This is a genomic window from Arthrobacter crusticola (assembly GCF_004357995.1).
Taxonomy (GTDB): domain Bacteria; phylum Actinomycetota; class Actinomycetes; order Actinomycetales; family Micrococcaceae; genus Arthrobacter_D; species Arthrobacter_D crusticola.
The window spans coordinates 620,769-647,487 of the sequence record NZ_SMTK01000002.1 but is presented as its reverse complement, the minus strand read 5'-3'; the positions used below and the strand labels follow the sequence as shown (position 1 = coordinate 647,487).

General features: G+C 68.4%; 19 protein-coding genes. 5 read left to right on the top strand and 14 right to left on the bottom strand.

Annotated elements, in window-relative coordinates; all coding sequences use genetic code 11:
- Positions 1-14: 14 nt before the first annotated feature.
- The 3 genes from E2F48_RS06865 to E2F48_RS06855 form a co-directional block, all read right to left on the bottom strand.
- Positions 15-4,175 carry a Pls/PosA family non-ribosomal peptide synthetase gene (locus E2F48_RS06865; RefSeq protein ID WP_246018553.1) on the bottom strand — a complete coding sequence of 1,387 codons (4,161 nt, stop codon included), beginning with the start codon at positions 4,173-4,175 and terminating at the stop codon, positions 15-17.
- Between the two features lie 75 nt (positions 4,176-4,250).
- Entirely contained in the window at positions 4,251-5,576 is a 1,326-nt protein-coding gene (locus E2F48_RS06860) for an aspartate kinase (protein ID WP_246018552.1), read from the bottom strand.
- 251 nt (positions 5,577-5,827) lie between these two features.
- Positions 5,828-6,556 carry a 4'-phosphopantetheinyl transferase family protein gene (locus E2F48_RS06855; RefSeq protein WP_133403227.1) on the bottom strand — a complete coding sequence of 243 codons (729 nt, stop codon included), beginning with the start codon at positions 6,554-6,556 and terminating at the stop codon, positions 5,828-5,830.
- 175 nt (positions 6,557-6,731) lie between these two features.
- Here E2F48_RS06855 and E2F48_RS06850 point away from each other — a divergent pair, with 175 nt between their 5' ends.
- A complete protein-coding gene (locus tag E2F48_RS06850) occupies positions 6,732-7,742 on the top strand; it encodes a M20/M25/M40 family metallo-hydrolase (protein WP_133403226.1) in 1,011 nt (336 codons plus the stop codon).
- A gap of 187 nt (positions 7,743-7,929) precedes the next feature.
- Here the strand turns inward: E2F48_RS06850 and ectB are convergent, their stop codons facing one another.
- From ectB to E2F48_RS06800, 10 genes are all read right to left on the bottom strand, one after another.
- Positions 7,930-9,186, bottom strand: coding sequence for a diaminobutyrate--2-oxoglutarate transaminase (gene ectB / locus E2F48_RS06845; protein ID WP_133403225.1), 1,257 nt, complete (start codon positions 9,184-9,186; stop codon positions 7,930-7,932).
- Positions 9,187-9,749: 563 nt separating this feature from the next.
- Positions 9,750-10,958 (bottom strand): cation:proton antiporter, encoded by a 1,209-nt coding sequence (locus E2F48_RS06840; protein WP_133403224.1) that lies wholly within the window; start codon positions 10,956-10,958, stop codon positions 9,750-9,752.
- Positions 10,959-10,961: 3 nt separating this feature from the next.
- Positions 10,962-11,444: a cation:proton antiporter regulatory subunit gene (locus E2F48_RS06835; protein ID WP_120166782.1), complete on the bottom strand. Its 483-nt coding sequence runs from the start codon at positions 11,442-11,444 to the stop codon at positions 10,962-10,964.
- Positions 11,445-11,544: 100 nt separating this feature from the next.
- Positions 11,545-12,630: an NAD(P)/FAD-dependent oxidoreductase gene (locus E2F48_RS06830; protein WP_133403223.1), complete on the bottom strand. Its 1,086-nt coding sequence runs from the start codon at positions 12,628-12,630 to the stop codon at positions 11,545-11,547.
- 186 nt (positions 12,631-12,816) lie between these two features.
- Positions 12,817-14,016 (bottom strand): glycine C-acetyltransferase, encoded by a 1,200-nt coding sequence (locus E2F48_RS06825; RefSeq protein ID WP_133403222.1) that lies wholly within the window; start codon positions 14,014-14,016, stop codon positions 12,817-12,819.
- A 96-nt stretch (positions 14,017-14,112) separates the two neighbouring features.
- On the bottom strand, positions 14,113-15,156 hold the full coding sequence (gene tdh / locus E2F48_RS06820) for an L-threonine 3-dehydrogenase (RefSeq protein WP_133403221.1): 1,044 nt from the start codon (positions 15,154-15,156) through the stop codon (positions 14,113-14,115).
- Between the two features lie 214 nt (positions 15,157-15,370).
- The gene (gene gatB / locus E2F48_RS06815) at positions 15,371-16,885 is read right to left on the bottom strand and encodes an Asp-tRNA(Asn)/Glu-tRNA(Gln) amidotransferase subunit GatB (RefSeq protein ID WP_133403220.1); all 1,515 of its coding nucleotides are present in this window, start codon (positions 16,883-16,885) and stop codon (positions 15,371-15,373) included.
- Positions 16,886-18,391: an Asp-tRNA(Asn)/Glu-tRNA(Gln) amidotransferase subunit GatA gene (gatA, locus tag E2F48_RS06810; RefSeq protein ID WP_133403219.1), complete on the bottom strand. Its 1,506-nt coding sequence runs from the start codon at positions 18,389-18,391 to the stop codon at positions 16,886-16,888. It abuts the gene before it with no gap.
- A gap of 4 nt (positions 18,392-18,395) precedes the next feature.
- Positions 18,396-18,692, bottom strand: a complete 297-nt coding sequence (gene gatC / locus E2F48_RS06805) for an Asp-tRNA(Asn)/Glu-tRNA(Gln) amidotransferase subunit GatC (protein WP_120166793.1) — start codon at positions 18,690-18,692, stop codon at positions 18,396-18,398.
- 104 nt (positions 18,693-18,796) lie between these two features.
- Positions 18,797-19,330: a GNAT family N-acetyltransferase gene (locus tag E2F48_RS06800; protein WP_246018551.1), complete on the bottom strand. Its 534-nt coding sequence runs from the start codon at positions 19,328-19,330 to the stop codon at positions 18,797-18,799.
- 269 nt (positions 19,331-19,599) lie between these two features.
- On the opposite strand from E2F48_RS06800, the gene E2F48_RS06795 reads away from it, so the two are divergent.
- Genes E2F48_RS06795 through E2F48_RS06780 form a run of 4 tightly spaced genes read left to right on the top strand, consistent with a single transcriptional unit; the run spans position 19,600 to position 24,245 of the window.
- A complete protein-coding gene (locus E2F48_RS06795) occupies positions 19,600-20,874 on the top strand; it encodes a sugar ABC transporter substrate-binding protein (protein WP_246018550.1) in 1,275 nt (424 codons plus the stop codon).
- Between the two features lie 4 nt (positions 20,875-20,878).
- A complete protein-coding gene (locus tag E2F48_RS06790) occupies positions 20,879-21,856 on the top strand; it encodes a carbohydrate ABC transporter permease (protein WP_133403216.1) in 978 nt (325 codons plus the stop codon).
- Between the two features lie 29 nt (positions 21,857-21,885).
- On the top strand, positions 21,886-22,731 hold the full coding sequence (locus tag E2F48_RS06785; RefSeq protein ID WP_246018654.1) for a carbohydrate ABC transporter permease: 846 nt from the start codon (positions 21,886-21,888) through the stop codon (positions 22,729-22,731).
- On the top strand, positions 22,728-24,245 hold the full coding sequence (locus E2F48_RS06780) for a glycoside hydrolase family 3 protein (RefSeq protein ID WP_165968709.1): 1,518 nt from the start codon (positions 22,728-22,730) through the stop codon (positions 24,243-24,245). The genes E2F48_RS06785 and E2F48_RS06780 overlap by 4 nt, the downstream gene beginning before the upstream one ends.
- A 108-nt stretch (positions 24,246-24,353) precedes the next feature.
- Here E2F48_RS06780 and ligA read toward each other — a convergent pair whose 3' ends face one another.
- A complete protein-coding gene (gene ligA / locus E2F48_RS06775) occupies positions 24,354-26,678 on the bottom strand; it encodes an NAD-dependent DNA ligase LigA (RefSeq protein WP_133403214.1) in 2,325 nt (774 codons plus the stop codon).
- Positions 26,679-26,719: the final 41 nt, after the last annotated feature.

The following is a 26,719-nucleotide window of genomic DNA, read 5'->3' as shown; positions in this document are numbered from 1 at the left end:
TGGAGCGTTCGCATTCAGCCGAGGTAAGGGATATTCCCCTCCTCAAGGGGGTGCGTTCGGGTTTTCGCCGCTGAGGGAAGGCCGACGGCGGAACGCGTGAGTTCCTGTGCCGGGTTGCCGCCGAAGCGGCTGCCTGCGGGAAGGTCCTCGCCTTTCATGAGGAACGAGTCGGGCTCAAGCACGGCGCCGTCGCCCATGGTGACGCCGTAGTGGATGAAGCCGTTGACGCCCACGGTGCAGCCCGCCCCGATGGTGATGCCTTCGACCTTGAACGCGCCATCCTCCATCGAGTGGCACTGGATGGTGCTCAGGGCGTTAAGGGTGCAGTCGTCGCCGATCGAGACGATCGTCTTCTCCGGGATCGAGCAGCCGTCGTCGAACACCCTCCGGCCGACCCGGACCCCCAGCATCCGCCACACCAGGTTCTTGAACGGGGTTCCGTTGAAGAATTCGAGGTAGGTCGTTCCGCTGAGCTTCCAGAAACGCTCATGCCGCCAGAAGCGGCGGTCATAGATCGAGCAGAACAGCGGGTTCAGCCTTCGGAATCCGAGGGAGGCCCGCTCGATGAGGATGAAATAGAAAGTGGTGAACAGCAGCAGCGCGGTGAAGCACGCCGCGACGGCCAGAACATCGAAGATCGTGTGGAGGGCGACACCGAAGGAGGCGATGACGAGGGCCACGAAGGTGTAGATCCACCGGCTGATCAGGAAGAACCAGATGGTGAGCCCGTTGTGGTTGTTCTTGGCGCGCAGCTGCGTCTTCAGCTCCTCAGGCCGGATCGCCTTGAACTCGCTGTCCCGCCGCACCGAGCGCGGGATTTCGAAGGCCGGAGAGCCGAGCAGGCCCACCCCTTCCCTCACGGGGCCGTCGACGGGCACCATGACCTTCGTGGCGAGGAGGCAGTTGTCCCCGGTCCGCCCCGCGGAGGGGTAGACGATATTGTTGCCGAAGAAGCTGCGGGAGCCGATCGAGGTGGGCGAGACCTTGAAGGAGCTGTTGGAGAAGTCCGCGTTCATGATCGAGAGGCCGTCTGCGACCATGGTGCCGCTGCCGATGGTCGCCGCGAAGGGGCTTTCATGCTTGAGCGCCACACCGAAGTTCGAGCCCGTCTGGACCAGGCCCGGCTGCTTGTAGCCCAGCAACCGCAGGTAGTGGACGATGAGCGAGCTGTCCCCGGTCAGTTCCATGTAGAACCGCAGGTTCGTCATGCCGGCAATGGCCTGCTGGAGCATGTACGGCAGGCTGTAGAGCGGGTACACCTTCCCCGGCGTGAGGAACAGGTTCAGCAGGCGCGGCACGGTCGCAAGGAGGAGCAGGCCGGTCACCACGGCCCCGAAGAAGATGATGAAGGAGACAGCCAGGGCCTCCACGTAGAACATCAGGTCGGCGTGGTCCCGCTTGTCACTGGACATGTACACCGGGATGAACGTCGAGAGGGCGGCCAGGCCGAGCGGCGCGACCAGGAAGACGCGGTTGATTACCGCAAAGGTGCCATAGGTGATGCGCCGGCGGGGGCTGCAGTCCGCCGGGGCCACGGCCCGGTAGTCGGTGGTGGTGGGCTGCGCCGGGGATCCGTGCCACCGCTCGTTCGGGGGGATCGACTGCGACGCATAGAGCGACGAGCCGTGTCCGAGCTGTGAGCCGTCGCCGATCGATGAGCCGATGTCGAGGATGGCCGCCTCGCCGATCACCACGTCCGCCCCAATGGTGACCGCCCCGGTCTGGATCCGGCCCCGGTGGGCACGGTAGCCGCTGAACGCCGCGTCCTTCCGGATGACTGTTCCGTCCCCGATGGTGATGAGGTCGGTGCAGACGGGAACGGCCGAAGCGAAGATCGCCACGTTGCGGCCCACTTTCGCGCCGAGCGCGCGCAGGTACAGCGCGTACACGGGCGTGCCCACGAACATCCTGAGGGGACTGTTCCGGATGAGCACCTTGACCAGCCAAAACCGAACGTAGCCGAGCGTCCATACCGGGATCTCCTGCACCTTCCACCGGCCAATGAGCAGCCATTTAGCGGCGATCGGCAGCAGGCAGAAAGCCAGAAAGGTCACCGTCCCGAACAGGAAGGAACGCAGGAGGACCTCACCGAGGGTGTCGGCCCCCGAGGCGTACCGGAAGCCCGCGAGCAACAGAAAGGAGGCGGCGAAGGTCGAGCCCAGGAAGAACAGGGCCTGGAGGACGCCACACAGCACATACGATGCTGTGCTTGCCGGCGCCGGCGCCGGACTGTCGGGTTGTACCAGGTGGGCGGCCGTGGCTCCCGTCGGTGCGCCCAGGGAGGCGGCAAGGTCCATGATCGTCGGCTTCAGGTAGATCTCCCGCATCGGGACCGGGGGAACTCTCCCGTCCTTGCGCAGGCGGGCGGAGAAATGGGCAAGCAACAGCGAATTCGCACCGAGATCGTTGAAGAAGTGGTCGGTTGTCGATACCTTCTCGACCTGGAGCACTTCGGCCAGGACGTCGGCGAGGATTTCCTCTGCCGCGGTGACCGGCGCGGTGTAGGTGCCGTTGCTGACGGCACTGAGCTTGTTGACGGGTGCGGGCAGGCTCTTGCGGTCGGCCTTGCCGCTGGTGAGCATGGGGATGACGTCGAGCCGGTCGAGGTAGGCGGGCACCATGTACCCCGGCAGCCTCTCCCGCAGCACCTCAAGGATCATCGATTTGTCCACCGCCTCGGTGTCCCGGCGGAGGCTGTAGTAGGCGGCCAGTTCCGTGTTTCCGGGGCTGGACTCGTAGGTGGTGACGACGGCCTGCGCGATTCCGGAGACTTGCAGCAGCACGGATTCGATCTCCGTCAGCTCGATGCGGTACCCGCGGATCTTGACCTGGGTGTCGATCCGGCCGAGGTAGTCGATCTGGCCTTCCTCGGTGAACCGGCCGAGGTCGCCCGTGCGGTAGATCCGCCCGGAGGGGTTGTTGGCGAGGTTGAGGAAGTCCGGGATGAAGGCTCGGTCGGTGAGGTCCTGCCGGTTGACGTACCCCTTGGCGAGTCCGATTCCGGCCAGGGCGATCTCCCCCACTTCCCCGCGGGGAACCTCCCGCGGCTCGTGCGGGTCGAGGATGACCGCCGAGTAGGTGGGCAGGGGGACGCCGAGGGTGACCGGCTGGTGCGGGTCGGCGACGGCCCATGTCGCGGTGACCGTCGCTTCGGTTGGGCCGTAGACGTTGAGGAACCGCCGGCCCGGCCGGTGCCAGCGGGCAATCAGGTCCCGCGGGCATGCCTCCCCCGAGACGAGGAGGAACCGCAGCTCGGGCAGGTCGTCGTCGATTGTTGCAAGAAGGGTGGGCACACAGCACATGGCGGTCACGTGCTTTGCATGCAGGAAGTCGGCGAGGTCGGCTCCGAGCAGGCTTGAACCGCGGGGTTTGGGAACAAGCGTCGCCCCTGCCATCCACGGCACCCAGATCTCCTCAACCGAAAAATCGAAGGCGATCGTCATCCCCTGGTAGAAGCGGTCCGTGGGGACGACCCCGTAGGTGTCTGCCGCGACCCGGACGAAGTTGCAGATGCTGGCGTGTTCGATCGCCACCCCCTTCGGCCTGCCGGTCGAACCCGAGGTGTAGATGATGTAGGCCAGTTCACCGGCCCCCTCCGCCCCCAGGACGGTGTCGAGCCGTGAGGACTCCAAGGCGTCGATGCGGGCTTGCTCCGCGTCGAGGAACACGGTCCGGCGTCCTTCAGGTACGAGCTCCCCAAGGTGGGCGAGTGAAACCACCAGCGCCACGTTGGCGTCATCGAGGATGTACTTCAGCCGGTCAGGAGGGAATCCCGGGTCCAGGGGCACGTAGGCGGCGCCGATTTTCAGCACCGCGAGCATTCCGACATATGAGCGCCAGGGCAGGTCGAAGAGCAGTGCGATCCGGTCACCAGAGCGCGCACCATGCGACAGCAGGTGGCGGGCGAGCTGGTTGGCCCGCCCGTCCAGCTCGTCGTAGGTCAGGGCGACATCGTCGGCGTCGACCGCGAGCTGGCCGCTTTTGCCCTCCCTGCGAAGCCGGTCGCACCGGTCCTCGAACAGATGGTTCAAGCGCTCTCCCGGCGCCCAGCGGACGCCCTGTTCCGGACGGGTAAGCGTCCGGGCATGCACGTCATCCATGACGCGCCCCTTCGGGCGGTGCGGGCGGGCGAACGCCCTGCCGGTGGTCACCGGGTCGGCTACATGTCGCCCCATCCAGGTCTCCAATCTCTTCCTTGGGGACGACCCCGGTGGGCCATCCCCCGTTTGTCCCGGTGCTGTGGCGCCGGCTCAGGCGGTCGGCGTCCGGGTTTCATCGAGCGCGCCGTTTTCCGGAGCGGCTTGGATCTGTATCCCCGGGGGTGCCTCGACGGAAACGTCCTTGGCGACACGGGCCAGGCCGAAAGCCCGGCGAACGGCCCCGACGGCGGCGTCAAGCTGGCCGGCCCGGGTGACTGCCGCTATGCAGATCTCGGAGATCTCGACAAGTTCCATGTGGATGCCTGCATCGGAGAGTGCCCGGAAGAACGTCGAGAAGACGTGGGGTGAGGACCGCATGCCCAGTCCCACGACCGATACCCTCCCCACGTGCTCGTTGATATCGATTCCTTGGAACGTGATGTCCGTCCGGGCCGACTCAAGCGCCTTCATGGCGGTGGAGGCCTCGGCGGCGGGAATGGTGAAGGAAATGTCGGTGCGCCCGGAGCCGGCGGACCGTGAACTTTTGATGATCATCTCCAGGTTCAGGCCCGACCCCGTGAGGTCGTGCACGATCCGCGCCGTGGTGTCGCTGCCCTCGGACACCCCGAACACTGTGATCCGGGCACTGGAGTTCACACCGATGACCTCGGAGATCACCGGCTGTTCCCTTGCCGGCTCCCCGGGCTGCCGGTCGAAGCTCGGCAGGATCAGGGTCCCCCTGTGCTGTGCGAACGAGGAGCGTACATGGATCGGGACACCGAACCGGCGGGCATACTCGACACACCTCAGATGCAGGATCTTCGCGCCCGATGCGGCGAACTCCAGCATCTCCTCGCTGGAAATCACGTCGATCTTGCGGGCGGTCGGGACAACCCTCGGGTCGGCGGTGTAAACGCCGTCAACATCGGTGTAGATCTCGCAGATGCTTGCGCCAAGCGCGGCGGCAAGCGCGACCGCGGTGAGATCGGACCCGCCGCGTCCGAGCGTCGTCAATGACTTCTTCCGCCCGGTCCGGCCCTGGAATCCGGCGACAACGGCGATCCCTCCCCGCTCCAGGCAGGTGGTGATCCGGCCGGGCCGGACATCGAGGATGCGCGCCCTGCCGTGCAGGTTGTCGGTGATGAGCCCTGCCTCGCTGCCCGTGAACGTGGTGACGTCCTCCCCGAGATCCGTCAGGGCGAGCGCCAGGGCGGCGATCGACACAAGCTCACCGGTGGCGATCAGGGCGTCGAGGCTCCGGGGATGCGGCCGGGTGGAGATCGCATCGGCAAGGTCGAGCAGGTCATCGGTTGTGTCGCCCATCGCCGAAACCACTGCGACAACGCGGTTTCCCGCGGCCCGGGTTTCGGCGATGCGGCGGGCCGCGCGGAGGATGCCGGCGGCATCCGCCACCGAGGAGCCACCGTATTTCTGCACGATGAGGCTTCCGGCCGGATCGGCGCGGCTCTGAGTTTGGCCGGGCGCCTCATCGTCGGTGGCTCCGGGTTCCGGACGCCCGGATGTTTCAGGGGATCCTCCATGGCCGGTGGGCGCACCGGCATCACGCAAAACATCATTCAAGGCAGCCTCTTCAGTCGAGCAGGGACGGATGCAGGATAGGGGCTCTTCTCATCCACGACTGTGTTCCAGGTACCTTAGGAAAACCTTAGGCGGCGCCCCGTCTTGACCTAGGTAGAGAGCTGTGATCCTCGGAATACCGCCAATGCCGCGGTAAATTCGCGGGGCAGGCCGACCGCGCCCGGGGTAATATCCCGGGTATGCCACTGCCCGTTCCTCCAATCCCCGCCGGGTACCAGGGGAACGGAGGCGGAGGCGTCCACGAGCGATGGATCCAGGTCCATGCCGATGCCCAGCGCCTTCAGTACCGCCTCCTTGCGCACCCAGATTCTTGTCGTCGCGGTGGTGCGCTGTGCTCCCGTCATCCGGCGGAGCAGCCTCCGCTCCCCCGGTGCCAGCGCCACCTCCTCGAAGCCGTCGGGGGCCGGCAGCGGTCCGGCTTCGATGTCGACGCCGAGACCGGAGAGGCGCATATCGGCGCTTCCGGCGGTCAGGCACCAGTCTCCGGACCTGCTGAGGCTCATTCGGAGCGCGGGGGCGGAAGCGGATGCGGGCAGGGTGTACCGGGGTTGGCCGTGGACGCCATCGGCCAGGGAGCAGGCGGAGCAACGGTAGTCCGCCCGCAGCCGCTCGGGCGGGACCTGCGCCAGCCGGGAGGCGTGCTGTCTGAGCAGGATGCGTCCGGCCAGGAACCGCTGGCGCGGAGCCGGCGCGCGGAAGGCGGCGGCCCTGCGCAGCTCCGCGTCGTCGAGCAGGACGGCAAGCGCGGGGTCCACCTCCGAAAGACGCCGGGCCGTGAGAAAGACACCGTCGAAGACTGCTCCAGCTGCGTTGTCCATTCAGCCTCCGGAACCGGCAGGGAAAGACCGGTGCCCGCCGGGAGCCGGGGACACCGGTCTTTCACATAGATGGGGACATCCAAACCAGCCTATGCTACGAATGCTGGGCAGGTCTGGCATTCCCGATTGCTCTCCAGCATCGAGGGGCGACCGGCTGGGTTGGAGGAGGAACTGGATGAAATTCCGAGCAGGACCGGCACTTGCCGCCGGTCTGGCACTGGCGGCGCTGACCTCGTGTTCGTCCCCGCCGCCGCTGGTACCAACCTCCGCCACCGACGCCGAGGCGATTCGGGACGCTGTCACGGAACGCGGTGTCCTTGCCCATGTCCAGGCGCTGCAGTCCGTCGCCGATGCGGAGGGCGGAACCCGCGCCTCGGGCACCTCCGGCTACGAGGAGTCCGCCCGCTACGTCGAGGAGCAGCTGCGCGAGGCCGGCTATGAACCCGTCCGCCAGCGCTTCAGTTATTGGAATGACTGGAACGACGAGGAGGTCCAATCCTTCAACATCGTCGCGGACAGCCCGGGGAGCGACGCGCAGACCGTTGTGGTGGGCGGTCATCTCGACTCTGTCGCCGAGGGCGCGGGAATCAACGACAACGCCACCGGGGTGGCCGCCATCCTCGAGACGGCCGAGTGGCTGGCGGAGAGCGGCATCGAACCGTCCAACCGGGTGCGTTTCGCGTTCTGGGGCGGTGAGGAGGACGGCTTTTACGGTTCCAACCACTACGTCTCCGAACTGACCGGGGAGCAGGTCGACAGCACCGCCGTCTACCTCAACCTCGACATGGTCGGATCCCCGAACGGTGTCCGTTTCGTCCATGACGGCGACGGCTCGGACTCCGACCGTGGCGGCCCGAAAGGCTCGGACGTCATCGAGGAGGTCTTCCTCGACTATTTCGCGCAGAACGACCTGGCCGCTGAGCCGACCTCGCTGGACGGAGGGTCGGACTACGAGGCCTTCCAGGACGCCGGGATCGCTGTCGGCGGGTTGTTCACCGGCGATTCCGGCATCAAGTCCGACGCCGAGGTCCGGCTCCACGGCGGAACGGCCGGGAGGGAGTACGACCCCTGCTACCACCAGGGCTGCGACACCCTCGACAACGTCGATCCAACGATGCTGCGTGAGATGACCGCCGCCTTGGTTTTTGCGGCCCGGGCGTTCGCGGTGGCACCGCCACCGGAATAGGACAGGACGCGCCCGACGACCCGATTTCCGCTCCTCCTGCTCCGCCCCCAGACTCTCCACCGGGGAGGTCTCCGCTGGTACGCCCGGCCCGGGCGGCACCCGGGCCGGGCGTACCAGCCGGTTGGACCGGCTCCACCGGTGCTGACGGCTCCCCGTCGGCTGGCCGGGCAGCCGGTTCCGGGACCGCCTAGGCGATGGATCCGGTGACAGCCTCCGCGGCATCGGCGAGGATCGCGAGGCCCCGGCGAAGCGCATCCGGATCGATGGTGAGTGCGGGAAGGGCCTTGAGCACCTCCCCTTTGGGCCCGGAAGTCTCGACGAGCAGGCCCCGGGCAAAGCTCTCGGATGCGATCTTTCCCGCCGTTTCCGGGTCCGGGTAGTAGATGCCTGCGATCATGCCCCGTCCGCGCACGTGGGCACCCTCGGTGCGCAGCGCAATCTCCTCAAGCCCCCCGTGCAGCTGCACCGAGCGTTCGCCGATCTGGAGCTGGAAATCGGAATCCGCCCAGAAGTGGCGAAGGGCCGCCGCCCCGGTCACGAAGGCGGGATTGTGGCCGCGGAAGGTGCCGTTGTGTTCTCCCGGCTTCCAGATGTCCAGCTCCGGTTTGAACAGTGTCAGGGCCATCGGCAGTCCGAAACCGGAGATCGACTTCGACAGGCAGACGATGTCCGGGACGATGCCCGCCTCTTCGAAACTGAAGAAGGTCCCGGTGCGCCCGCACCCGGCCTGCACATCGTCCACGATGAGGAGGACACCGTGCAGGCTGCAGATCTCGGCGAGTCCCCTGAGCCACGCTGCCCTTGCCGCCCTCAGCCCGCCTTCGCCCTGCACCGTCTCCACGATGACCGCCGCCGGCAGATCGACGCCGGAGCCGCTGTCCTCCAGGGTCCGGCTGAGCCACTGGAAGTCCCCGCCGCTGCCTTCCAGATATCCGTCATAGGGAATACTCGAAGTGTTCGTCAGGGGGATTCCCGCTCCCCGCCGTTTCATGGAGTTGCCCGTGACGGACAGGGAGCCGAGGGTCATGCCGTGAAATGCATTGGTGAAGCCGAGGATGTGGTGCCGTCCCGTAACCTTCCGCGCGAGCTTCAGCGCCGACTCCACGGTGTTCGTCCCTGTCGGGCCGGGAAACATCACTTTGTAGTCCAGTGACCGGGGCGTCAGGACGACTTCGTTGAAGGCTTCGAGGAACCTGCGCTTCGCAGGCGTTTTCATGTCGAGTGAATGGACAACGGCGCCCGACTGAAGGTATTCGATGAGTGGCTGGAGCAGCAGGGGATTGTTGTGTCCGTAGTTCAGTGCCCCGGCACCGGAGAAAAAGTCAACGTACTCCTTGCCGTCCTCGCCGTACAGCAGGCTGCCTTCGGCGTGATCGAAGACGGTGTCCCAGGTGCGGCAGTAGCTGCGGACTTCGGATTCAAGGGTTTCAAAAATATCCGTCACTGGTCTTCCTTCGGTCTATCGCTGCCCATCCCGCGGTCTCCGTCCAGACAGTTCCTCACCGGTTGCGGGGACCGCAGCGGGAGTGTGCCGACGGTCTGCTGTTTGAATCAGGGCGAGGCGGTGGCCGTCCTGGTCCATCCCGGTTCAGGAGCCGATGCGCGATCGGGAACGGTGATAGCGCGTACTCTCAGGGCGCGTCGCGGAACACTCCATGGCGTCGATGGTCGGTCCCGGGGTGCTCGCCGGGTCGAGGCGCATAATCCACCGGGGCTTGTTCCGGCAGACTGCCTGCACTGTCGAGGCCGGCGGAGGGGTATCCCTCCGGGCAGCGTCGGCCTGCCATGGACCGGCGATGCAGTGGAAACCAAGCGAAGCAGTGGAGACCACGAACAGCACCGGCAGCATGAGACCTACGCTGGTTCGCCCTGCTGCTCGGCGGGCGATTCACCGTGGGATCAATGTAGCGTCGTCCTCCGGGGTTGACCAGAAAATCTTGTCCCACCCGCTCACGGTTGCCGGCTTGCGGGCGGCCCGGGCTACGCCCCGCTGACCGGGACAGCCGGTCAGCCGCCGGCCCTCGTGTCGACCCCCCGCACCGTCCCCCCGGCGCGGGGGCGGCGCATCAGCAGGTCCATCACGGGTTCGGCGATCCGGGCCAGGATCGGTCCGAGGATCGCCATGATCAGCACGTACGTCGTCGCCAGCGCCGCGATCTCCGGGACCACGGCCCCCGAGGCTACGGCAAGCCCGGCGATGACGATAGAGAACTCGCCGCGGGCTACCAGCGCGGCCCCGGCCCGCGCCCGGCCGCGCGGCTTAATCCCCTGGCGGGCCGCGGCCCACCAGCCGGTGGCGATCTTGGTGGCCGCCGTGACCAGCGCCAGCACCACGGCCCAGCCCAGGACCGGCGGGATGGACGCCGGATCGGTGTTCAGGCCGAAGACCACGAAGAAGATCGCGGCGAAAAGGTCGCGCAGCGGCTCGAGCACGCGGGAGGCGTTTTCCGCCGTCGCGCCGGAGATAGCGATGCCCAGCAGGAAGGCGCCCACGGCGGCCGAGACCTGCAGGGTCGAGGCGAGCCCGGCGACCAGCAGCGCGGCCCCGATGAGTGTCAGCAGGAACACCTCGCGGTCCTTGCTGTCCACGATTGCCGATACCACATTGCCCCAGCGCAGGGCGACGACCAGGACGAGGGTCACCACGACGAGGGAGATACCCACGGCCTGGAGGCCTCCGGCGAAGCTGAGCCCGGCGAGCACCGCCGTCAGCACCGGCAGGTAGATGGCCATGGCGAGATCCTCGAACACGAGGATCGCCAGCACCGTCGGGGTTTCCCGGTTGCCAAGGCGTCCGAGGTCGGAGATCACCTTCGCGGCGATGCCGGACGAGGAGATATAGGTGACCCCGGCCATCACCAGGGCGCCGACGGGACCCCACCCCAGCAGGAGCGCGACGGCTGCCCCGGGGACGGCGTTCAGGACGATATCGAGCACGCCTGCCATCCAGGACTGCCGCATACCGGTGACGAGTTCCTTGGCGGAATACTCAAGGCCGAGCATCAGCAGCAGGAGGACGACCCCGATCTCGCTGGCCACCTCGCTGAAGCGTTCGAGGCCCTCGAGGGCGAGGAATCCGCCCTGGCCGAAGAAGAGCCCACCGACCAGGTACAGCGGGATCGGCGACAGTCCGAAGCGTGCGGCGAGGCGGCCGAGGGCGCCAAGGCACAGCAGGACAGCGCCGAGTTCAATCAGCGTTATTGCGGTTGTGTGCACCGATCAGCCGTGCCGGAGGATCTTCGCGGCGGTGTCCAAACCTTCGGAGGTACCGACAACGACCAGGAGGTCGCCGGCGGCCAGGACGAAATCCGGAGTGGGAGAGGCCTGGACCTCACCGGAGCTGAGCACCGCCACCACCGAGGCGCCCGACCGCGAGCGCATGCGCGTCTCGCCCAGGGAACGCCCGTCGAAGGGAGAGCCGCGCTCCACCAGGAACTGGCGGGTGGTGACCCCGGGCAGGTCGCGGTGTTCCTCGGTCAGCCGGGCCACGAGCTGCCGTGCGCCCAGCAGGTTCCCGATCGTTGCGGCTTCATCGGGGGTCAGGGGAATGGATGCGACGCAGGCGTCGGGGTCGTTGGCCGCCGAGATGATGAGGTCAAGGCTCCCTTCGCGGTGCGCGACGATGCCGATCCGGCGTCCTGACGAGGTTTCAATATCCCTGCGGACCCCGATCCCGGGCAGTGGGACTTCATCAACGTTCATCCGACCATCCTATGCCTGTCCTGCGGTGCCGTTGCCGACCCTCGAACGCGGCTGCTGCCTGCGGACGGCGGCGTGACATTGAGGTCCGGCTCGGGGTGGATCATCCGGCGGCGGCGGGGGCGAGTTCGGCCGCGGCCTGCGTGTCCCCCGGCTCCTGCCCGGTCAGCTGCGCCGCGGCGAGCTCGGCAATGGCCGAGGACGTCTGGAAGCCGAAGCCGCCCTGGCCTGCCAGCCAGAAGAACCCTTCGGCGTCCGGATCAAACCCGACGATGGGGATCCCGCCGGGCGGGGAGGTCCGAAGCCCGGTCCACGACCGGACGACTTCGGTGATGCCCAAGGTGGTGAGGGTGTTGAGCCGGACGATCAGCGCCTCGACGTCACCGGGATTGGGGCGGGCGTCCTCCGCGGTGCTGGGAACGCTCTCGCACGGCGAGATCAAGACGCCCGCTTCGTCACGGCGGAAGTAGAAGGAGTCATCGGCCGAGGCGACCATCGGCGTGCCCGGGACCGGCTGCGACCCCACCCGGACAACGGCGGCGGTGCGCCGGTAGGGCACCAGGTTCCGGGGTGCCGCCCCGCACATCTCCGCGAGCCGGTCGGCCCAGGCACCGGCGGCGTTGACCACCACGCCGGCACTGATCTCCTGCTCCCCGGCCCGCACGCGCCACCGGCCGCCGCTGCGCCCGGCGGCCGTGACCCTGGCGCCGGTCAGGATCGCCGCCCCGGATCCCACGGCGGCCGACCGGTGGTATTCAAGCAGGGCGTCGGTGTCGGTGCCGACGCAGGTGGTGTCGAGCCCGGCCGCCTCGAAGGTATCCGGAAGCAGCTGCGGGCACAGCCGAAGGGCCTGGGCGTGGGTCACCCGGCGCATTGGGCCGGCAGCCCTGGCGGCGACGTCGGCCTCGCTGCCGATCAGCAGGTAGCTCCGCGGCGTGGTGAGCACGAGGCGGGTCCGCTCCTGCACCCCGGCAAGCAGGCCGAGGGTGCGGGCGGTGAGCCGGCGCACCACCGGCGGGCCGTAGCTGGGATTCAGCTGCCGGGCGGACCGGGACGAGGTGTGGTAGCCGAGGGTCGATTCGGCCTCGACGAGGGCCACGGTCGGGCCTCCGCGGGAGGCGAGTTCCGAGGCCAGCGAGAGGCCGGCGATGCCGCCACCGACAATGAGGACATCGCAGCTAAGGTTCATGGCGCCATCGTAGGCACATCCGCTGCGCGTCGGGCACGATGGGGCCGCCCGGCGCGTCCGGCGGGAAGTGGCGCCGGGAGCCTCGGTTCCGGTGGGAACGCACCGCCCGCTGGCGGCGGGCCCTCCCCCGGCCGGGACTGCCCGGAACTCCGGGATTTCGGCAGGAACGCGCCGCCCCTCGGGACCCTACCCGGCTGCGGCCTCGGACCGGGCTGCGACGAACGCCCGGACGCAGGCCTCGATGTCCTCGCTGCTGTGCGCGGCGGAGAGCTGGACGCGGATGCGCGCGGCGCCCTTGGGCACCACCGGGTAGCTGAACGCGGTGACGAAGACCCCGTGGGCCAGCATGGCGTCGGCGGTCTTCGCCGCCAGGACCGCGTCGCCGAACATGACCGGGATGATCGCATGCTCTCCCTCGAGCAGCTCGAAGCCCTCCTCGGTCATCCGGCGGCGGAAATGGGCCGCGTTCTCGACGAGGGTGGCGCGCAGCTCGGCGCTGTTCTGGACCAGGTCCAGGGCGGTCAGGGTCGCGGCGACGATCGAGGGCGCCAGCGAGTTCGAGAACAGGTACGGCCGGGCGCGCTGGCGGAGCACCTCGACGATCTCGCGGCGGGCGGCGACATAGCCACCGGACGCACCGCCCAGGGCCTTGCCGAACGTTCCGGTGTAGATGTCGACGCGGTGCCCGACGCCGGCGTGTTCGGGGGTCCCGGCACCGGTCGGGCCCATGAAGCCGACGGCGTGCGAGTCATCGACCATGACCATCGCGTCGTACTGATCGGCGAGGTCGCAGATGGCCTCGAGCGGGGCGAGGTAACCGTCCATCGAGAAGATCCCGTCGGTCACGATCAGGCGGCGCCGCGCCGAGGAGGCCTCCTTGAGCTTTGCCTCGAGGTCGGCCATGTCCCGGTTGGCGTACCGGAAGCGCTGGGCCTTGCTCAGGCGGATGCCGTCGATGATCGAGGCGTGGTTCAGCGCATCGGAGATGACGGCGTCCTCCGCCGAGAGCAGGGATTCGAACACTCCCCCGTTGGCGTCGAAGCAGGAGGAGAAGAGGATGGTGTCGTCGGTTCCGAGGAACTGCGAGACCCGCCGCTCCAGCTCCAGGTGGAGGTCCTGGGTGCCGCAGATGAAGCGCACCGAGGCCATGCCGAAGCCGCGCTCGTCCAGGGCGTTCTTCGCGGCCTCGATGATCTGCGGGTGGTCCGCGAGGCCCAGGTAGTTGTTGGCGCAGAAGTTCAGGACCTCGGCTGACCCTCCGGTGCGCAGCCCGGCCCGGATGTGGCTTGACTGAGGCGAGGAGATGGTGCGCTCGTGCTTGAACAGCCCGGCGCTGCGGATCTCCTCAAGCTCGCCGGTGAGCTGGTCGCGGATGGAGGTGTACATGTCGCTGCTCCTTGGAGGATGGGACGGCTGGAGGTGAATCGGCTGGAGGTAGGAGAGACTGCGGAGGACCGGGAGGCGCCGGAGGTCAGTGGGAGGTCAGAGGGAGGTCCAGTCCAGGACCACCTTGCCGCTGGCCCCGCGGCGGGCGGTGTCGAAACCGGCCTGCCATTCGGAGGCCGGCAGCGTGTCCGTGACGACGCTCGCGACGGCGTCGCGCAGGGCCGGGTTTGACTGAAGCATGGCGCTCATGGCGTACCAGGTCTCGAACATCTCGCGCCCGTAGATTCCCTTGAGGGTGAGCATGTGGGTGACCACCTTGCCCCAGTCGATGGAGATCGACGACGACGGCAGGCCGAGCATGGCGATGCGCCCTCCATGGGTCATGTTGTCGATCATCTCGGGCAGGGCCGAGGGGTGGCCGGACATCTCCATGCCGATGTCGAAGCCCTCCTTCATGCCCAGCTCCTGCTGCGCCTCCAGGATGCGCATGCGGCTGACATCGATGGCGATGTCGGCCCCGACGGCCCGGGCGAGTTCAAGCCGGGGCGCGGCGATGTCGGTGACCGCGATCTTCCGGGCACCGGCGTGGCGGGCCACCGCGACCGCCATCAGGCCGATGGGTCCGGCGCCGGTGATGAGGACGTCCTCCCCGACCAGCGGAAAACTCAGGGCGGTGTGGACGGCGTTGCCGAACGGGTCGAAGACGGCGCCGAGCTCCGGGGTGATCTCGTCGTGGTGCACCCAGACGTTGGTCTCGGGAAGGACGACGTATTCGGCGAAGGCTCCGTCGCGCTGGACGCCGACGCTCGAGGTGCGGATGCACATCTGGCGCCGCCCGGCGCGGCAGTTCCGGCAGATGCCGCAGACGACGTGGCCCTCGCCGGAGACCCGGTCGCCGATCTTCACGTCGCGGACGCCGCCGCCGAGTTCGACCACCTCGCCGTAGAACTCGTGGCCGGGGATCAGGGGGGCGTTGATCATGCCCTGCGCCCAGGAGTCCCAGGACTCGATGTGGAGATCGGTTCCGCAGATCCCGGTGGTCATGACCCGGATCTTTACTTCTCCAAGGCCCACCGTCGGCTCGGGACGGTCGACCAGTTCGAATCCGGGATGCGCACCGGACTTGTAAAGCGCCTTCACTCCATCTTCCTTCCGCGCCAATCCCGCACTGCCGGCTGGATCCGCCGGCGGCGAGCTGGTGCAACTCGGGTGGCTGTTGTGACAGCCACCGCAAGATTATCAGTGGTGAACGGCACCCGAGGCGGGCGGGCCGGACCCGCCCCTGCCCGGGAAAACCGACTGCCCGCCGACAGGGTGCTGTCGGCGGGCAGGCGTGGGGCAGGGGGACGGAGCGTCAGCCCTCGACGCCCAGGCGCTGCAGGATCAGCTCGCGCACCCGGCCGGCGTCGGCCTGCCCGCGGGTGGCCTTCATGACGCCGCCGACGATCGCTCCAACGGCCTGGACCTTGCCGCCGCGGATCTTGTCCGCGACGTCCGGCTGGGCCGCCAGGGCGCCGTCGATGGCCTCGAGCAGCGGGCCGTCGTCCGAGACTACGGCCAGGCCGCGCGCCTCGACGACCTCGGCGGGGGTGCCCTCGCCGGCCAGCACGCCGTCGAGCACCTCGCGGGAGAGCTTGTCGTTGATCTTTCCCGATTCGATCAGCGCGTTCAGTTCGACGATCAGCTCGGGGGTGACGCCCAGTTCGGCCGGCTCGACGTCGGCAAGCTTGGCGCGCCGGGAGATCTCACCCATCCACCACTTGCGGGCGACGGCGGGGCTGACGCCGGCGGCAACGGTGTCCTCGATCGAGGACATCACTCCGGCGTTGACGACGTCGCGGAACTCGGCGTCGGAATAGCCCCAGTCGGCCTGGAGGCGCTTGCGGCGCTCGGCGGGCGGTTCGGGCAGTTCCGAGCGCAGCTTCTCGATCCAGGCGTCATTGGTGACGACGGGAACCAGGTCCGGCTCCGGGAAGTAGCGGTAGTCGTCGGCGTCGGACTTGGGCCGGCCGGCGGTGGTGGACCGGGTGTCCTCGTGCCAGTGGCGGGTCTCCTGCACGATGGCGGCCCCGGAGTCCAGGACTGCGGCGTGCCGCTGGATCTCATACGTCACCGCGTGCTCGACCGACCGCAGGGAGTTCACGTTCTTGGTCTCGGTGCGGGTGCCCAGGGTGGTGCTGCCCTTGGGCATGAGGGAGACGTTTGCGTCGCAGCGGACATTGCCGCGCTCCATCCGGGCGTCGGAGACCCCGAGGTTCTTCACGATCTCCCGGATGGCCGCGACGTAGGCCTTCGCCAGTTCCGGTGCGCGCCGGCCCGCACCCAGGATGGGCTTGGTGACGATCTCCACCAGCGGCACGCCGGCCCGGTTGTAGTCGACGAGGGAGAACTCGGCGCCCTGGATGCGGCCGGTGGCCCCGCCCATGTGGGTCAGCTTCCCGGCGTCCTCCTCCATGTGGGCCCGCTCGATCTCCACGGTGAAGACGGTGCCGTCGGCCAGTTCGATGTCGATGGCGCCGTCGTAGGCGATCGGCTCGTCGTACTGGGAGGTCTGGAAGTTCTTCGGGGTGTCCGGGTAGAAATAGTTCTTCCGGGCGAAGTGGCTGCGCTCGGCGATCTTGCAGCCCAGGGCGAGCCCGATCTTGATCGAGGACTCCACGGCGACCCGGTTGACCACCGGAAGCACACCGGGCAGGCCGAGGTCCACCGGGGTGATGTTGGTGTTGGGGGTGTCCCCGAAACCGTTAGGGGCCGAGGAGAACATCTTGGTTCGAGTGTTCAGCTCGACGTGCACCTCGAAGCCGAGCGCCGGGTCGTACTTCTCCATGGCCTCGTCGAAGGACAGGACCTCGTCGTGTACAGCAGTCATTTACTTCACTCCCGCAATCTCGGGGGCCTGCGCCAGCAGCGGTCCGCCCCACTTGTCTTCAAGCAGTGATTCGAGCACGGCGCCGACCCGGTAGAGCCGGGCGTCCTGGCGCGCCGGGGCCAGCAGTTGGATGCCGACCGGCAGGTTGTCCTCGTCGGCGAGCCCGCCCGGCAGGGACAGCCCCGGGATGCCGGCCATGTTCGCGGGGATGGTGGCGACGTCGTTGAGGTACATCGCCAGCGGGTCGTCGAGCTTCTCGCCCAGGCGGAACGCGGTGGTGGGCGCCGTCGGGGAAATCAGGACGTCGGCCTGGGTGAAGGCGGCGTCGAAATCGCGCTGGATGAGGGTGCGGACCTTCTGGGCCGAGCCGTAGTAGGCGTCGTAGTAGCCGGCGCTCAGGGCGTAGGTGCCGAGGATGATGCGGCGCTTGACCTCATCGCCGAAGCCGGCGGCGCGGGTGGCGCCCATGACGCGCTCGATCGTCGGGGCGCCCTCGGGCACCACGCGCAGGCCGAAGCGCACGCCGTCGTACTTGGCGAGGTTGCTTGAGGCCTCGGAGGGCATGATCAGGTAGTAGGCGCCCAGGGCGTACTTGAAGTTCGGGCAGGAGACCTCGACGATCTCGGCGCCGGCGCCGCGGAGCAGCTCAAGGGACTCCGCGAAGCGGTTCAGGACGCCGGCCTGGTAGCCCTCGCCCGAAAGTTCCTTGATGACGCCGACGCGCAGGCCCTTCACCTCGCCGCGCCGGGCGGCCTCAACGAGGGCGCCGACGGGGTCGGTGAGGGAGGTGGAGTCGTGTGGATCGTGACCGCCGATGACCTCGTGAAGCAGCGCGGAGTCGAGCACGGTGCGCGAGACCGGGCCGATCTGGTCCAGCGAGGACGCCATGGCGATCGCGCCGTAGCGCGAGACCCCGCCGTAGGTGGGCTTGACGCCGACGGTGCCGGTGACGGCGCCGGGCTGGCGGATCGAGCCGCCGGTGTCGGTGCCCAGGGCCAGCGGCGCCTCGAAGGCGGCGACGGCCGCGGCGGAACCTCCCCCGGAGCCGCCGGGGATGCGGTCGAGGTCCCAGGGGTTGCGGGTGGGCCCGTACGCCGAGTGCTCGGTGGAGGAGCCCATGGCGAACTCGTCGAGGTTGGTCTTGCCCAGGATCGGCATCCGCGCCTCGCGCAGCCGGCGGATCACCGTGGCGTCGTAGGGGCTGTGCCAGCCCTCGAGGATCTTGGAGCCGGCCGTGGTGGGCTGGCCCTTGGTGACGATGAGGTCCTTCACGGCGATCGGCACGCCGGCCAGCGGGTGCAGGGTGTCGCCGTCGGCGCGCGCCTTATCGACCTCGGCGGCCACGAGCAGCGCCTCCTCGGTGTTGACGTGGAGGAACGCATTGATCGAGCCGTCCACGGCGGCGATCCGGTCGAGGTGCGCCTGCGTGGCGTCGACGGCGGAGACCTCGCGCGACTGCAGCTTCTGCGCGAGCGCGGCGGCGCTCAGGCGGATGATTTCACTCATTGGGTTACTCCCCGTCCAGGATTGCAGGGACCCGAAAGCGTCCGTCGGCATTGTCGGGGGCGCCGGCGAGGGCCTCCTCGTTGCTGAGCGTCTCCCCCACGACATCGTCGCGGTAGACGTTGCTCAGCGGAATCGGGTGGCTGGTGGCGGGGACGTCGTCGCCGGCCACCTCGCTGACGCTCTTGATCGAATCCACGATGACGGCCAGTTCGCCGGCCATGCGGTCGAGTTCCTCGGAACTCATGTCGATGTGCGCCAGCCGCGCCAGATGCGCGACGTCCTCACGGTTAATCTCAGCCATGGATCTCCCCTGGAAGTGGATGGGTGTCTGCCTCTAGTCTACGGGCGGACAGGGCCCGGGCGGGCACCGCGGAACCCGCCCGGAAGGCCTTCAGAACACCGGCCCTAGAGCTCCAGGCGGAAGACCCACAGCAGGATGTCCTCATTGGGCACGAGCCAGTCGCGCTCGGGGACGCGGTGGAAGCCGAGGGACTCGTAGAGCCGGTGCGCGCGCACCATGTTGGATCCGCTGGTGAGGCTGACGGCGTTGATGCCTGGCAGGGTCCGTGCGTGGGCAATGATCGCCTCGACCATGGCCCGGCCGATGCCGCCGCGCTGCACGGCGGGGTCGACGGCGAGCATGCGGAACTCGAGCTCCCCGGCGATGGCGATATCGGTGTACCGCTGCCCCTCGAAGGTCAGCGCCACCGAACCCACAACCCGGCCGCCCCGCTCGGCAACCCAGATCTCGGCGTGCTCAGCACGGTGCGCGACGTCGGAGAGGACCGCCATGTAGGGGTGGTCGACGTCGGCGAAGTAGCCGGCCTCGAGGTAGGCGGTGCGGGTGATGCGCGCCACCTCGTCGTAGTCGCCGGGCAGGACCGGGCGGATCGTGAGGGTGTCAGAGGGGCGGGAGGAGTCGGTGCGTGCGGTTTCCACGGTGTCCTTCATCGAGAATAAAAAGTCAATTTTACGCCCGGCGCCAGTGCACCACGCCGGTCCGGGGTGTGTTTTCGGGCACGGTTCCCGCCCCCGCCTGCCCTCCGCGGAGGCTCTGCACCGCGGCCAGCACGGGGATGAAGGGGGGTCCGTCCGGCGTGTCTGGAAATCAGTTACGTTGACTTAGACCGTGATGGAGATTACTTTCACTCTATGGGCCGTGGCACATTCCGATGCCGCCGCCTTCGCCGCGATGGAGGGGACAGCAAGTGAGAAAGCTCAAGCGTTCAATGGCCGTGACTGCAGTGGCAGCACTGGCGCTGACAGCATGTGGAAACGGCGGCGGTTCCGACGCCGAGGGCGAGACGCTCAGCGTCTGGATCATGGAGGGGACGAACCCCGACGCCGAAAGCTTCTTCAAGTCGGTGAAATCCGAGTTCAAGGAGGAAACCGGCGCCACCCTCGATGTGCAGTTCGTTCAGTGGGCCGAGGCCCACGACAAGTTTGTCACGTCCATCGCCGGGAACACGACGCCGGACGTCGCCGAGACCGGAAGCACCTGGACCGCGGAATTCGCCGAGGCCGGCGCTCTGGCACCGCTGGACGAGCAGATCGAGAAGGCCGGGCTGAAGGATGACCTCGTCGACGGCCTGGTCGAGGCCGGCACCCTCGAGGACAGCCTCTACGGCATGCCCTGGTATGCCGGGGTCCGCTCCGTCGTGTACCGCAAGGACATCTTCGAAAAGCACGGCCTGACCCCGCCCACCTCCTGGGAGGAGCTGCGCGAGGCCGGCCTCGCCCTGAAGGAGGCCGAGCCGGACATGACGCCGTTCGCCGTTCCCGGAGACTCCGCGTACCTGGCCTACCCCTTCATCTGGGGTGCCGGTGCCGAGCTCGCCGAGCAGGAGGGAGACACCTGGTCCTCGGGCATTGACTCCCCCGAAGCCCGCGAGGGCGTGAAGTTCTACACCGACCTGGCCGTGAAGGACGGCCTGTCCTCCGCCGGGGCCACCACCTGGAACGAGAAGGACGTGCTCGACAACTTCGTCAAGGGCAACCTCTCAATGGCCACCATGGGCTCCTGGGCGATGCCGGCGATCCTCGAGCAGAACCCCGACCTCGAAGGCAAGATCGGCGCCTTCCCGATCCCCGGCCCCGAGTCCGGCTACAGCCCCTCCTTCCTGGGCGGCTCGCACCTGAGCGTGTTCGAAGGATCCAAGAAACAGGAACTCGCCTGGAAGTTCGTCGAGATGATGACCACCGGCGAGACGGCGGCCGAGTGGGCCGAACAGACCAACTATTTCCCGGGCCAGGCCTCGCTGCTCGAGGAGGCGGCCAAGTCCGATGACCCGTTGGTCAAGCCGTTCGCCACCCAGATGGTTGAAGCCGGAACCTCGGTTCCCGTCGCTCCGGGCTGGGGCGCCGTCGAGGCCAAGAAGACGGTTCCGGCGATGATCCAGTCAATCCTCTCGGGCGACAAGAGCGTCGATTCGGCGACCGAAGACGCCGCCACCGAAATCGAAGAACTCCTGAACGGAAAATAGTTTTTTGACCACCCCCACCAAGGTTGGAGCCGCACGCCCGGCACCGCGTGCGGCCACCGGCCCAACCCCACCCCAGCGCCGCCGGCCCGGCAGGCTGCGCCTGTCGACAACCCGGCCGTGGCTGCTCCTGGCCCCGGCCCTCGCAGTGCTCGCCGTGCTGCTGCTGTGGCCGCTCGCCCGCGTCGTGCTCATCTCCTTCCAGGACTACGGACTGCGCGAGATCGTCAGCGGGCGCTCCAATTACATCGGCTTCGCCAACTACGCCGAGGTCTTCGCCGACCCGGCACTCTGGACGGTCGTCCTTCCCAACACCGTGGGATTCGCGGTGGCCGCCGTGGGCGGAACCGTGATCCTCGGCACCCTGGTGGCCCTGCTGCTGGCCAGCCTTGACCGCTTCTGGCGCACGATCGTCAGCAGCGCCGTCATGGTCGCCTGGGCGATGCCCGCCGTGACCGGCACCTATGTGTGGATCTGGATCTTCGACGCCGACCGCGGCATCGTCAGCCAGTTCCTGCAGGGCGTGGGCCTGCTCGACGAGCCGCACAACTGGTTCACCGACCGCTGGTCCTTCTACGCCGTCGTCCTGGTCAACATCATCCACCACGGCTTTCCGTTCGTGGCGATCACCGTGCTGGCCGGCCTGCTCGGGGTCTCCAAGGAGATGCTCGAAGCGGCAACCGTCGACGGCGCCGGCGCCGTCCGCCGCTTCTTCTCGATCACCTTCCCCACCCTTCGGCCCGTCTTCGCGGTCGTGGTGATCCTCTCCACGATCTGGGACTTCAAGGTGTTCGCGCAGATCTACCTCCAGCCCGGCGGATCGGGCTCGAACCGTTCAGTGTTCAACCTCGGCGTGTGGTCCTACGTGGAGTCGTTCGCCCAGAACCGGTACGGGTTCGGCTCGGCCATCGCCGTGCTGCTCACCGTGCTGCTGCTGGCCATCAGCGTCGTCTACGTCCGCACGCTGTTCAAGGAGGAAAAGTGAAAGCACCCCCGGCGCCGGACGCCGTCCGCATCCCGGCCCGCCGGCCGCGCAGCCGCCGGGCACGGTGGACGCTCGCCTGGAAGGCGGTCGCCGTCGCGGCGCTGCTGCTGTTCACCCTCTTTCCGACCTACTGGATGATCAGCAGCGCCTTTGACGGGCGCGCCACGGGCGGGGCCCAGTCGCTGTTCCCCGCCGAGCCGACGCTTGAGAACTTCAGCTACGTCCTCTCCGAGGCGGGCTTTGGCACCTTCCTGCGCAACTCCGCCATCGTGGCGGTGTCAACGGTGGTGCTGTCGGGAATCCTCGCCCTCTTCGCCGCCGTCGCCGTCGCGCGGTTCCGGTTCCGGTTCCGCACCGGAATCCTCATGCTGATCCTGATCATCCAGATGGTGCCGCTGGAGGCGCTGGTCATCCCGCTGTTCATCCAGGTGCGGGACCTGCAGCTGCTCAACTCCTTCCTGGGCCTGATCATCGTCTACGTGGCGTTCTCCCTGCCCTTCGCCATCTGGATGCTCCGCGGCTTCGTGGCGGCGGTGCCCGTCGAGTTGGAGGAGGCCGCCTACATCGACGGCGCCAGCTGGGGCCGGATGTTCTGGTCGGTGCTGCTGCCCCTGGTCGCGCCCGGGCTGGTCGCCACCAGCGTGTTCGCCTTCATCATCGCGTGGAACGAGTTCATCTTCGCCCTGACCTTCATGGACAGCCCCTCCACCTACACGGTCGCCGTGGGCCTCCAGCAGTTCTTCGGGGAGAACTCCAACGAGTGGGGCTACGTGATGGCCGGCTCCACCCTGATCACCCTGCCGGTGATGATCTTCTTCATCCTCGTGCAGCGCCGGCTCAGCGGCGGACTGGTGTCCGGGGCGGTGAAGGGGTGAACGCCGCCGACCGCCTCCGCCTCGTCAACAGCGTCATCCTTCCCGGGTTCCTGGGCACGGCCCTGCCCGCCTGGCTGGAGGAGGCGCTCCGGAACGGCTTGGGCGGCGTCGTCTACTTCAGCCAGAACATCGATCCGGACACTCCGGGCGCGGTGGGCCGGCTCTCGGAGGCGGTCCTGGCCGCCAACCCGCACGCCGTCATCGGCATCGACGAGGAGGGCGGCAATGTGACCCGCCTCCAGTCCGCCGCCGGATCGGGCATCCCCGGCGCCGCCGTCCTCGGTGTCCTGGACGACATCGGGCTCACCGAGGACGCCGGCCGCGACATCGGCGTCCTCGCCCGCGCCGCCGGCGTGAACCTGGTGCTGGCTCCGGTTGCGGATGTGAACACCAATCCGCTCAACCCCATCATCGGGGTGCGGTCCTTTGGTGCGGACACCGCCCGCGTCTCCGCGCACACGGCGGCGTTGATCCGGGGCCTGCAGTCAGCCGGCGTCGGGGCCTGCGCCAAGCACTTCCCCGGCCACGGCGACACCAGCACCGACTCCCACCTCGAACTGCCGCGGGTGGAGCTGAGCCTCGAGGAGATGCGCCGGGACCACCTGCCGCCGTTCACCGCCGCGGTGAAACAGTCGGTCGCTGCGGTGATGAGCGCCCACATTGTGATTCCGGAGCTCGGCGAACTGCCCGCGACCCTCAACCCCGCCGCCGCCGCCCTGCTGCGGGAACTCGGCCACGACGGGCTCCTGGTCACCGACGCCCTCGACATGGCGGCGGTCCGCGCCGGTGTCGGATCCGGCCCCGGCGCGGTGCTGGCACTGAAGGCCGGGGCCGACCTGCTGTGCGTCGGCAATCCGTCGAACCTCGGCCCCAAGGCCGGCAGCACCTCGGACGAGGACGACTACCGAGAGGTGCGCGACGCGCTCCTGGCCGCCCTCGACGACGGCACCCTGACGACCTCCCACTTCGAGACGGCCTCCCGGCGCATCCGGCGCTTCGTGGAAACGACGCGGCAGGCCCGCGCCGCAGCACCGGATTCGGCCGGAAGCGCTCCGGCGCCCTCCGGGCGGGACTGGGTGGAAGCCGCAGGGCGCGCACTCACCGGCGTCCTGCCGGCCTGGTCCCGGAACGGTACGGCGGCGGACCCGGTCCAGCTCCTCGACGGCCGCGGCCGTACCAATATCGCCGCGGGCCCGCTCAGCGACGTGTTCTCCGCGGCCCTCGCCCGGCGCACCCCCGTCCGCCGGTCCGCCCTTCCGGACCCGGCCGGGACCACGGACCTGGTCGGCTCGCTCGGCCTCACCCCGGAGAGCCGGGTGGTGGTGCTGACCGACGATCTCGCCCCCGGCGGCGCCCAGCTCGCGGCCGCCCAGGCGGTCCACCGCCTGCTGCCCGGGGCGGCCTGGGTCCACACCGGAACCGTGCCGGCCGACGGACAGGATCTCCCGGCCGTGTACACCCACGGCACTTCGCGGGCCAGCGCCGAGGCGCTCGCGGCCCGGCTGCTCGGCTGAGGGCGGCGTCCGCCCCTCGGGACGCCCCCATGCCCCCGGGAAACCGCCGAAACTGCAGCAAACCACGCTTTTACGGAGCCGAAGCGTGGTTTGCTGCGCACTCGACGGTTAGTCTTCCTCCGGCTCCAGGGGCACGTGCCCGGCGTCAGCGGTCCAATCCGCCCCCGCCGGATCACCAGTGTCCCGGCCATCCGCGTCCTGCCCACTTGCACCCGGACCGCCCCCGTCGGCGCCGGCCAGGCCCGCGGGACCGTCGGCCAACAGCCGGTCGAAGCCCTCCTCGTCCAGCACCGGAACGCCCAGCTGTTCGGCCTTGTCGAGCTTCGTGCCCGCGTTTTCCCCGGCGACCACGTAGCTCGTGTTCTTCGACACCGACCCCGAGGCCTTGCCGCCGCGCGTGATGATCGCTTCCTTCGCCTCGTCCCGGTTGTACCGCTCCAGGGAACCGGTGACGACGACGGTGAGGCCCTCGAGGGTGCGCGGCACCGACTCGTCCTGCTCGTCCTCCATCCGAACCCCCGCCGCGGCCCAGGAGTCGACGATCTCGCGGTGCCAGTCCTCCTCGAACCACTCCTTCAGCGCGGCCGCGATGGTCGGACCGACGCCGTCGACATGCGCCAGCTCCTCCTCGCTCGCGGCGCGGATGCGGTCCATCGACCCGAAGGCCGTGGCGAGCGCCCGCGAGGCGGTGGGCCCGACGTGCCGGATGGACAGGGCCACAAGGACCCGCCACAGCGGCTGCTTCTTCGCCTTTTCGAGCTCCACGAACAGCTTGCGGGTCGTGGCGCTGGGCTCGGAGGGTTTCTTCGCCGTCCCCTTGGAGTAGAAGTAGGGAACGAGTTCGCGTCCCACCACCTCCCCCTTGACCTTCTTGTCCCGCTCGATCCTCACATCGGCGAGCATCTCCGGGGTCAGGTTGAAGATCTGCGCCTCGGTGGTGATCGGCGGCACCGCCGGCTCGGCGGGCCGGGTCAGGGCGATGGCCGCCTCCCAGCCGAGGGCCTCGATGTCGAACGCTCCCCGGCCGGCGAGATGGAAGACGCGCTCGCGCAGCTGGGAGGGGCAGGACCGGGCGTTGGGGCAGCGGATGTCGACGTCGCCCTCCTTCGCCGGCTGCAGGGGCGTTCCACAGGAGGGGCACTCGGTAGGCATGACGAAGTCGCGCACCGGGGGGTCTTGGCTGTCGCGCAGTGCGACCACGGGCCCGACAATTTCAGGGATGACGTCGCCGGCCTTGCGCAGGACGACGATGTCGCCAATCTTCACACCCTTGGCCTTGACCACCTCCTGGTTGTGGAGAGTGGCCATGCTGACCGTCGAGCCGGCCACCTTGACCGGCTCCATCAGTCCGAAGGGCGTCACCCGCCCGGTGCGGCCGACGTTGACGAGGATGTCGAGCAGCTTGGTGTTGACCTCCTCGGGCGGGTACTTGTAGGCGACGCACCAGCGGGGCACCCGGGAGGTGTGTCCGAGGGCCCGCTGCAGGGCGAAGCTGTCGACCTTCACCACGATGCCGTCGATCTCGTGGCGCAGCGAGTGCCGTTTGTCGCCGTAGCGTTCGATGAACCCGACGATGGCTTCCTCGTCGTCGAGCACCTCGGAATAGGGCGAGACCGGCAGGCCCCAGCGGCGCAGCAGCTCGTAGGTCTCGGACTGCGCCTCGGCGGTGAGGCCGGTGCGCGCACCGATGCCGTGCATGTAGGCGTCGAGCGGGCGCTCGGCCGTCAGGGCCGGGTCCTTCTGCCGCAGGGATCCGGCGGCGGCGTTCCGCGGGTTGGCGAAGGGCGCCTTGCCGGCGGCGACCATGCGCTCGTTGAGCGCGGCGAAGTCCTTGGAGGGGATGAACACCTCGCCGCGGACCTCGACCTCTTCGGGCACGTCGTCGCCGCTGAGCTGCCGCGGAATGGAGGCAATGGTGAGCACGTTGTGGGTGATGTCCTCGCCGGTGACGCCGTCCCCTCGGGTGGCGGCGCGCACCAGTTCCCCATTGCGGTAGAGCAGGTTGACCGCCAGGCCGTCGATCTTCAGCTCGGTGAGCCAGCGGACACTGCTGCCGGGGCTGCGCTGCTCGATGCCGGCCAGGGCGCGCCGGAGCCAGACGGTGAGCTCCTCGAGCGAGAAGACGTCCTCGATGCTATACATGCGCTGGAGGTGCTCCACGGGCGCAAAGGCCGAGGAGACGTCCCCGCCGACCTCCTGGGTCGGGGAGTCGTTCGAGACCAGCTCGGGGTGCAGGGCCTCGATGGTTTCGAGTCGGCGGAACAGCTCGTCGAACTCGGCGTCGGAGACGGTCGGGGCGTTCTCCTGGTAGTACGCGTACCGGTGGGCACGGATGGCGTCGGCGAGGTTCCGGTATTCCTCCCGGAGGTCTTCGCTTGGAGTGCCGTCCGCGGGGCCGGTGGTGCTGAGAGCGTCTTCTGTTCCTGAGGTCACCGTCCCATCTTGCCCTACACCCGCCGGGCGTTCTAGCAGGG

Bases quoted from the DNA above. Each gene is read 5' to 3' on its own strand.
- gatA (WP_133403219.1), bottom strand. From the start codon at position 18,391: ATGAGTGAAATCATCCGCCTGAGCGCCGCCGCGCTCGCGCAGAAGCTG.
- E2F48_RS06850 (WP_133403226.1), top strand. From the start codon at position 6,732: ATGAAATTCCGAGCAGGACCGGCACTTGCCGCCGGTCTGGCACTGGCG.
- gatB (WP_133403220.1), bottom strand. From the start codon at position 16,885: ATGACTGCTGTACACGACGAGGTCCTGTCCTTCGACGAGGCCATGGAG.
- gatC (WP_120166793.1), bottom strand. From the start codon at position 18,692: ATGGCTGAGATTAACCGTGAGGACGTCGCGCATCTGGCGCGGCTGGCG.
- E2F48_RS06830 (WP_133403223.1), bottom strand. From the start codon at position 12,630: ATGAACCTTAGCTGCGATGTCCTCATTGTCGGTGGCGGCATCGCCGGC.
- E2F48_RS06865 (WP_246018553.1), bottom strand. From the start codon at position 4,175: ATGGGGCGACATGTAGCCGACCCGGTGACCACCGGCAGGGCGTTCGCC.
- E2F48_RS06855 (WP_133403227.1), bottom strand. From the start codon at position 6,556: ATGGACAACGCAGCTGGAGCAGTCTTCGACGGTGTCTTTCTCACGGCC.
- E2F48_RS06825 (WP_133403222.1), bottom strand. From the start codon at position 14,016: ATGTACACCTCCATCCGCGACCAGCTCACCGGCGAGCTTGAGGAGATC.
- E2F48_RS06835 (WP_120166782.1), bottom strand. From the start codon at position 11,444: ATGAACGTTGATGAAGTCCCACTGCCCGGGATCGGGGTCCGCAGGGAT.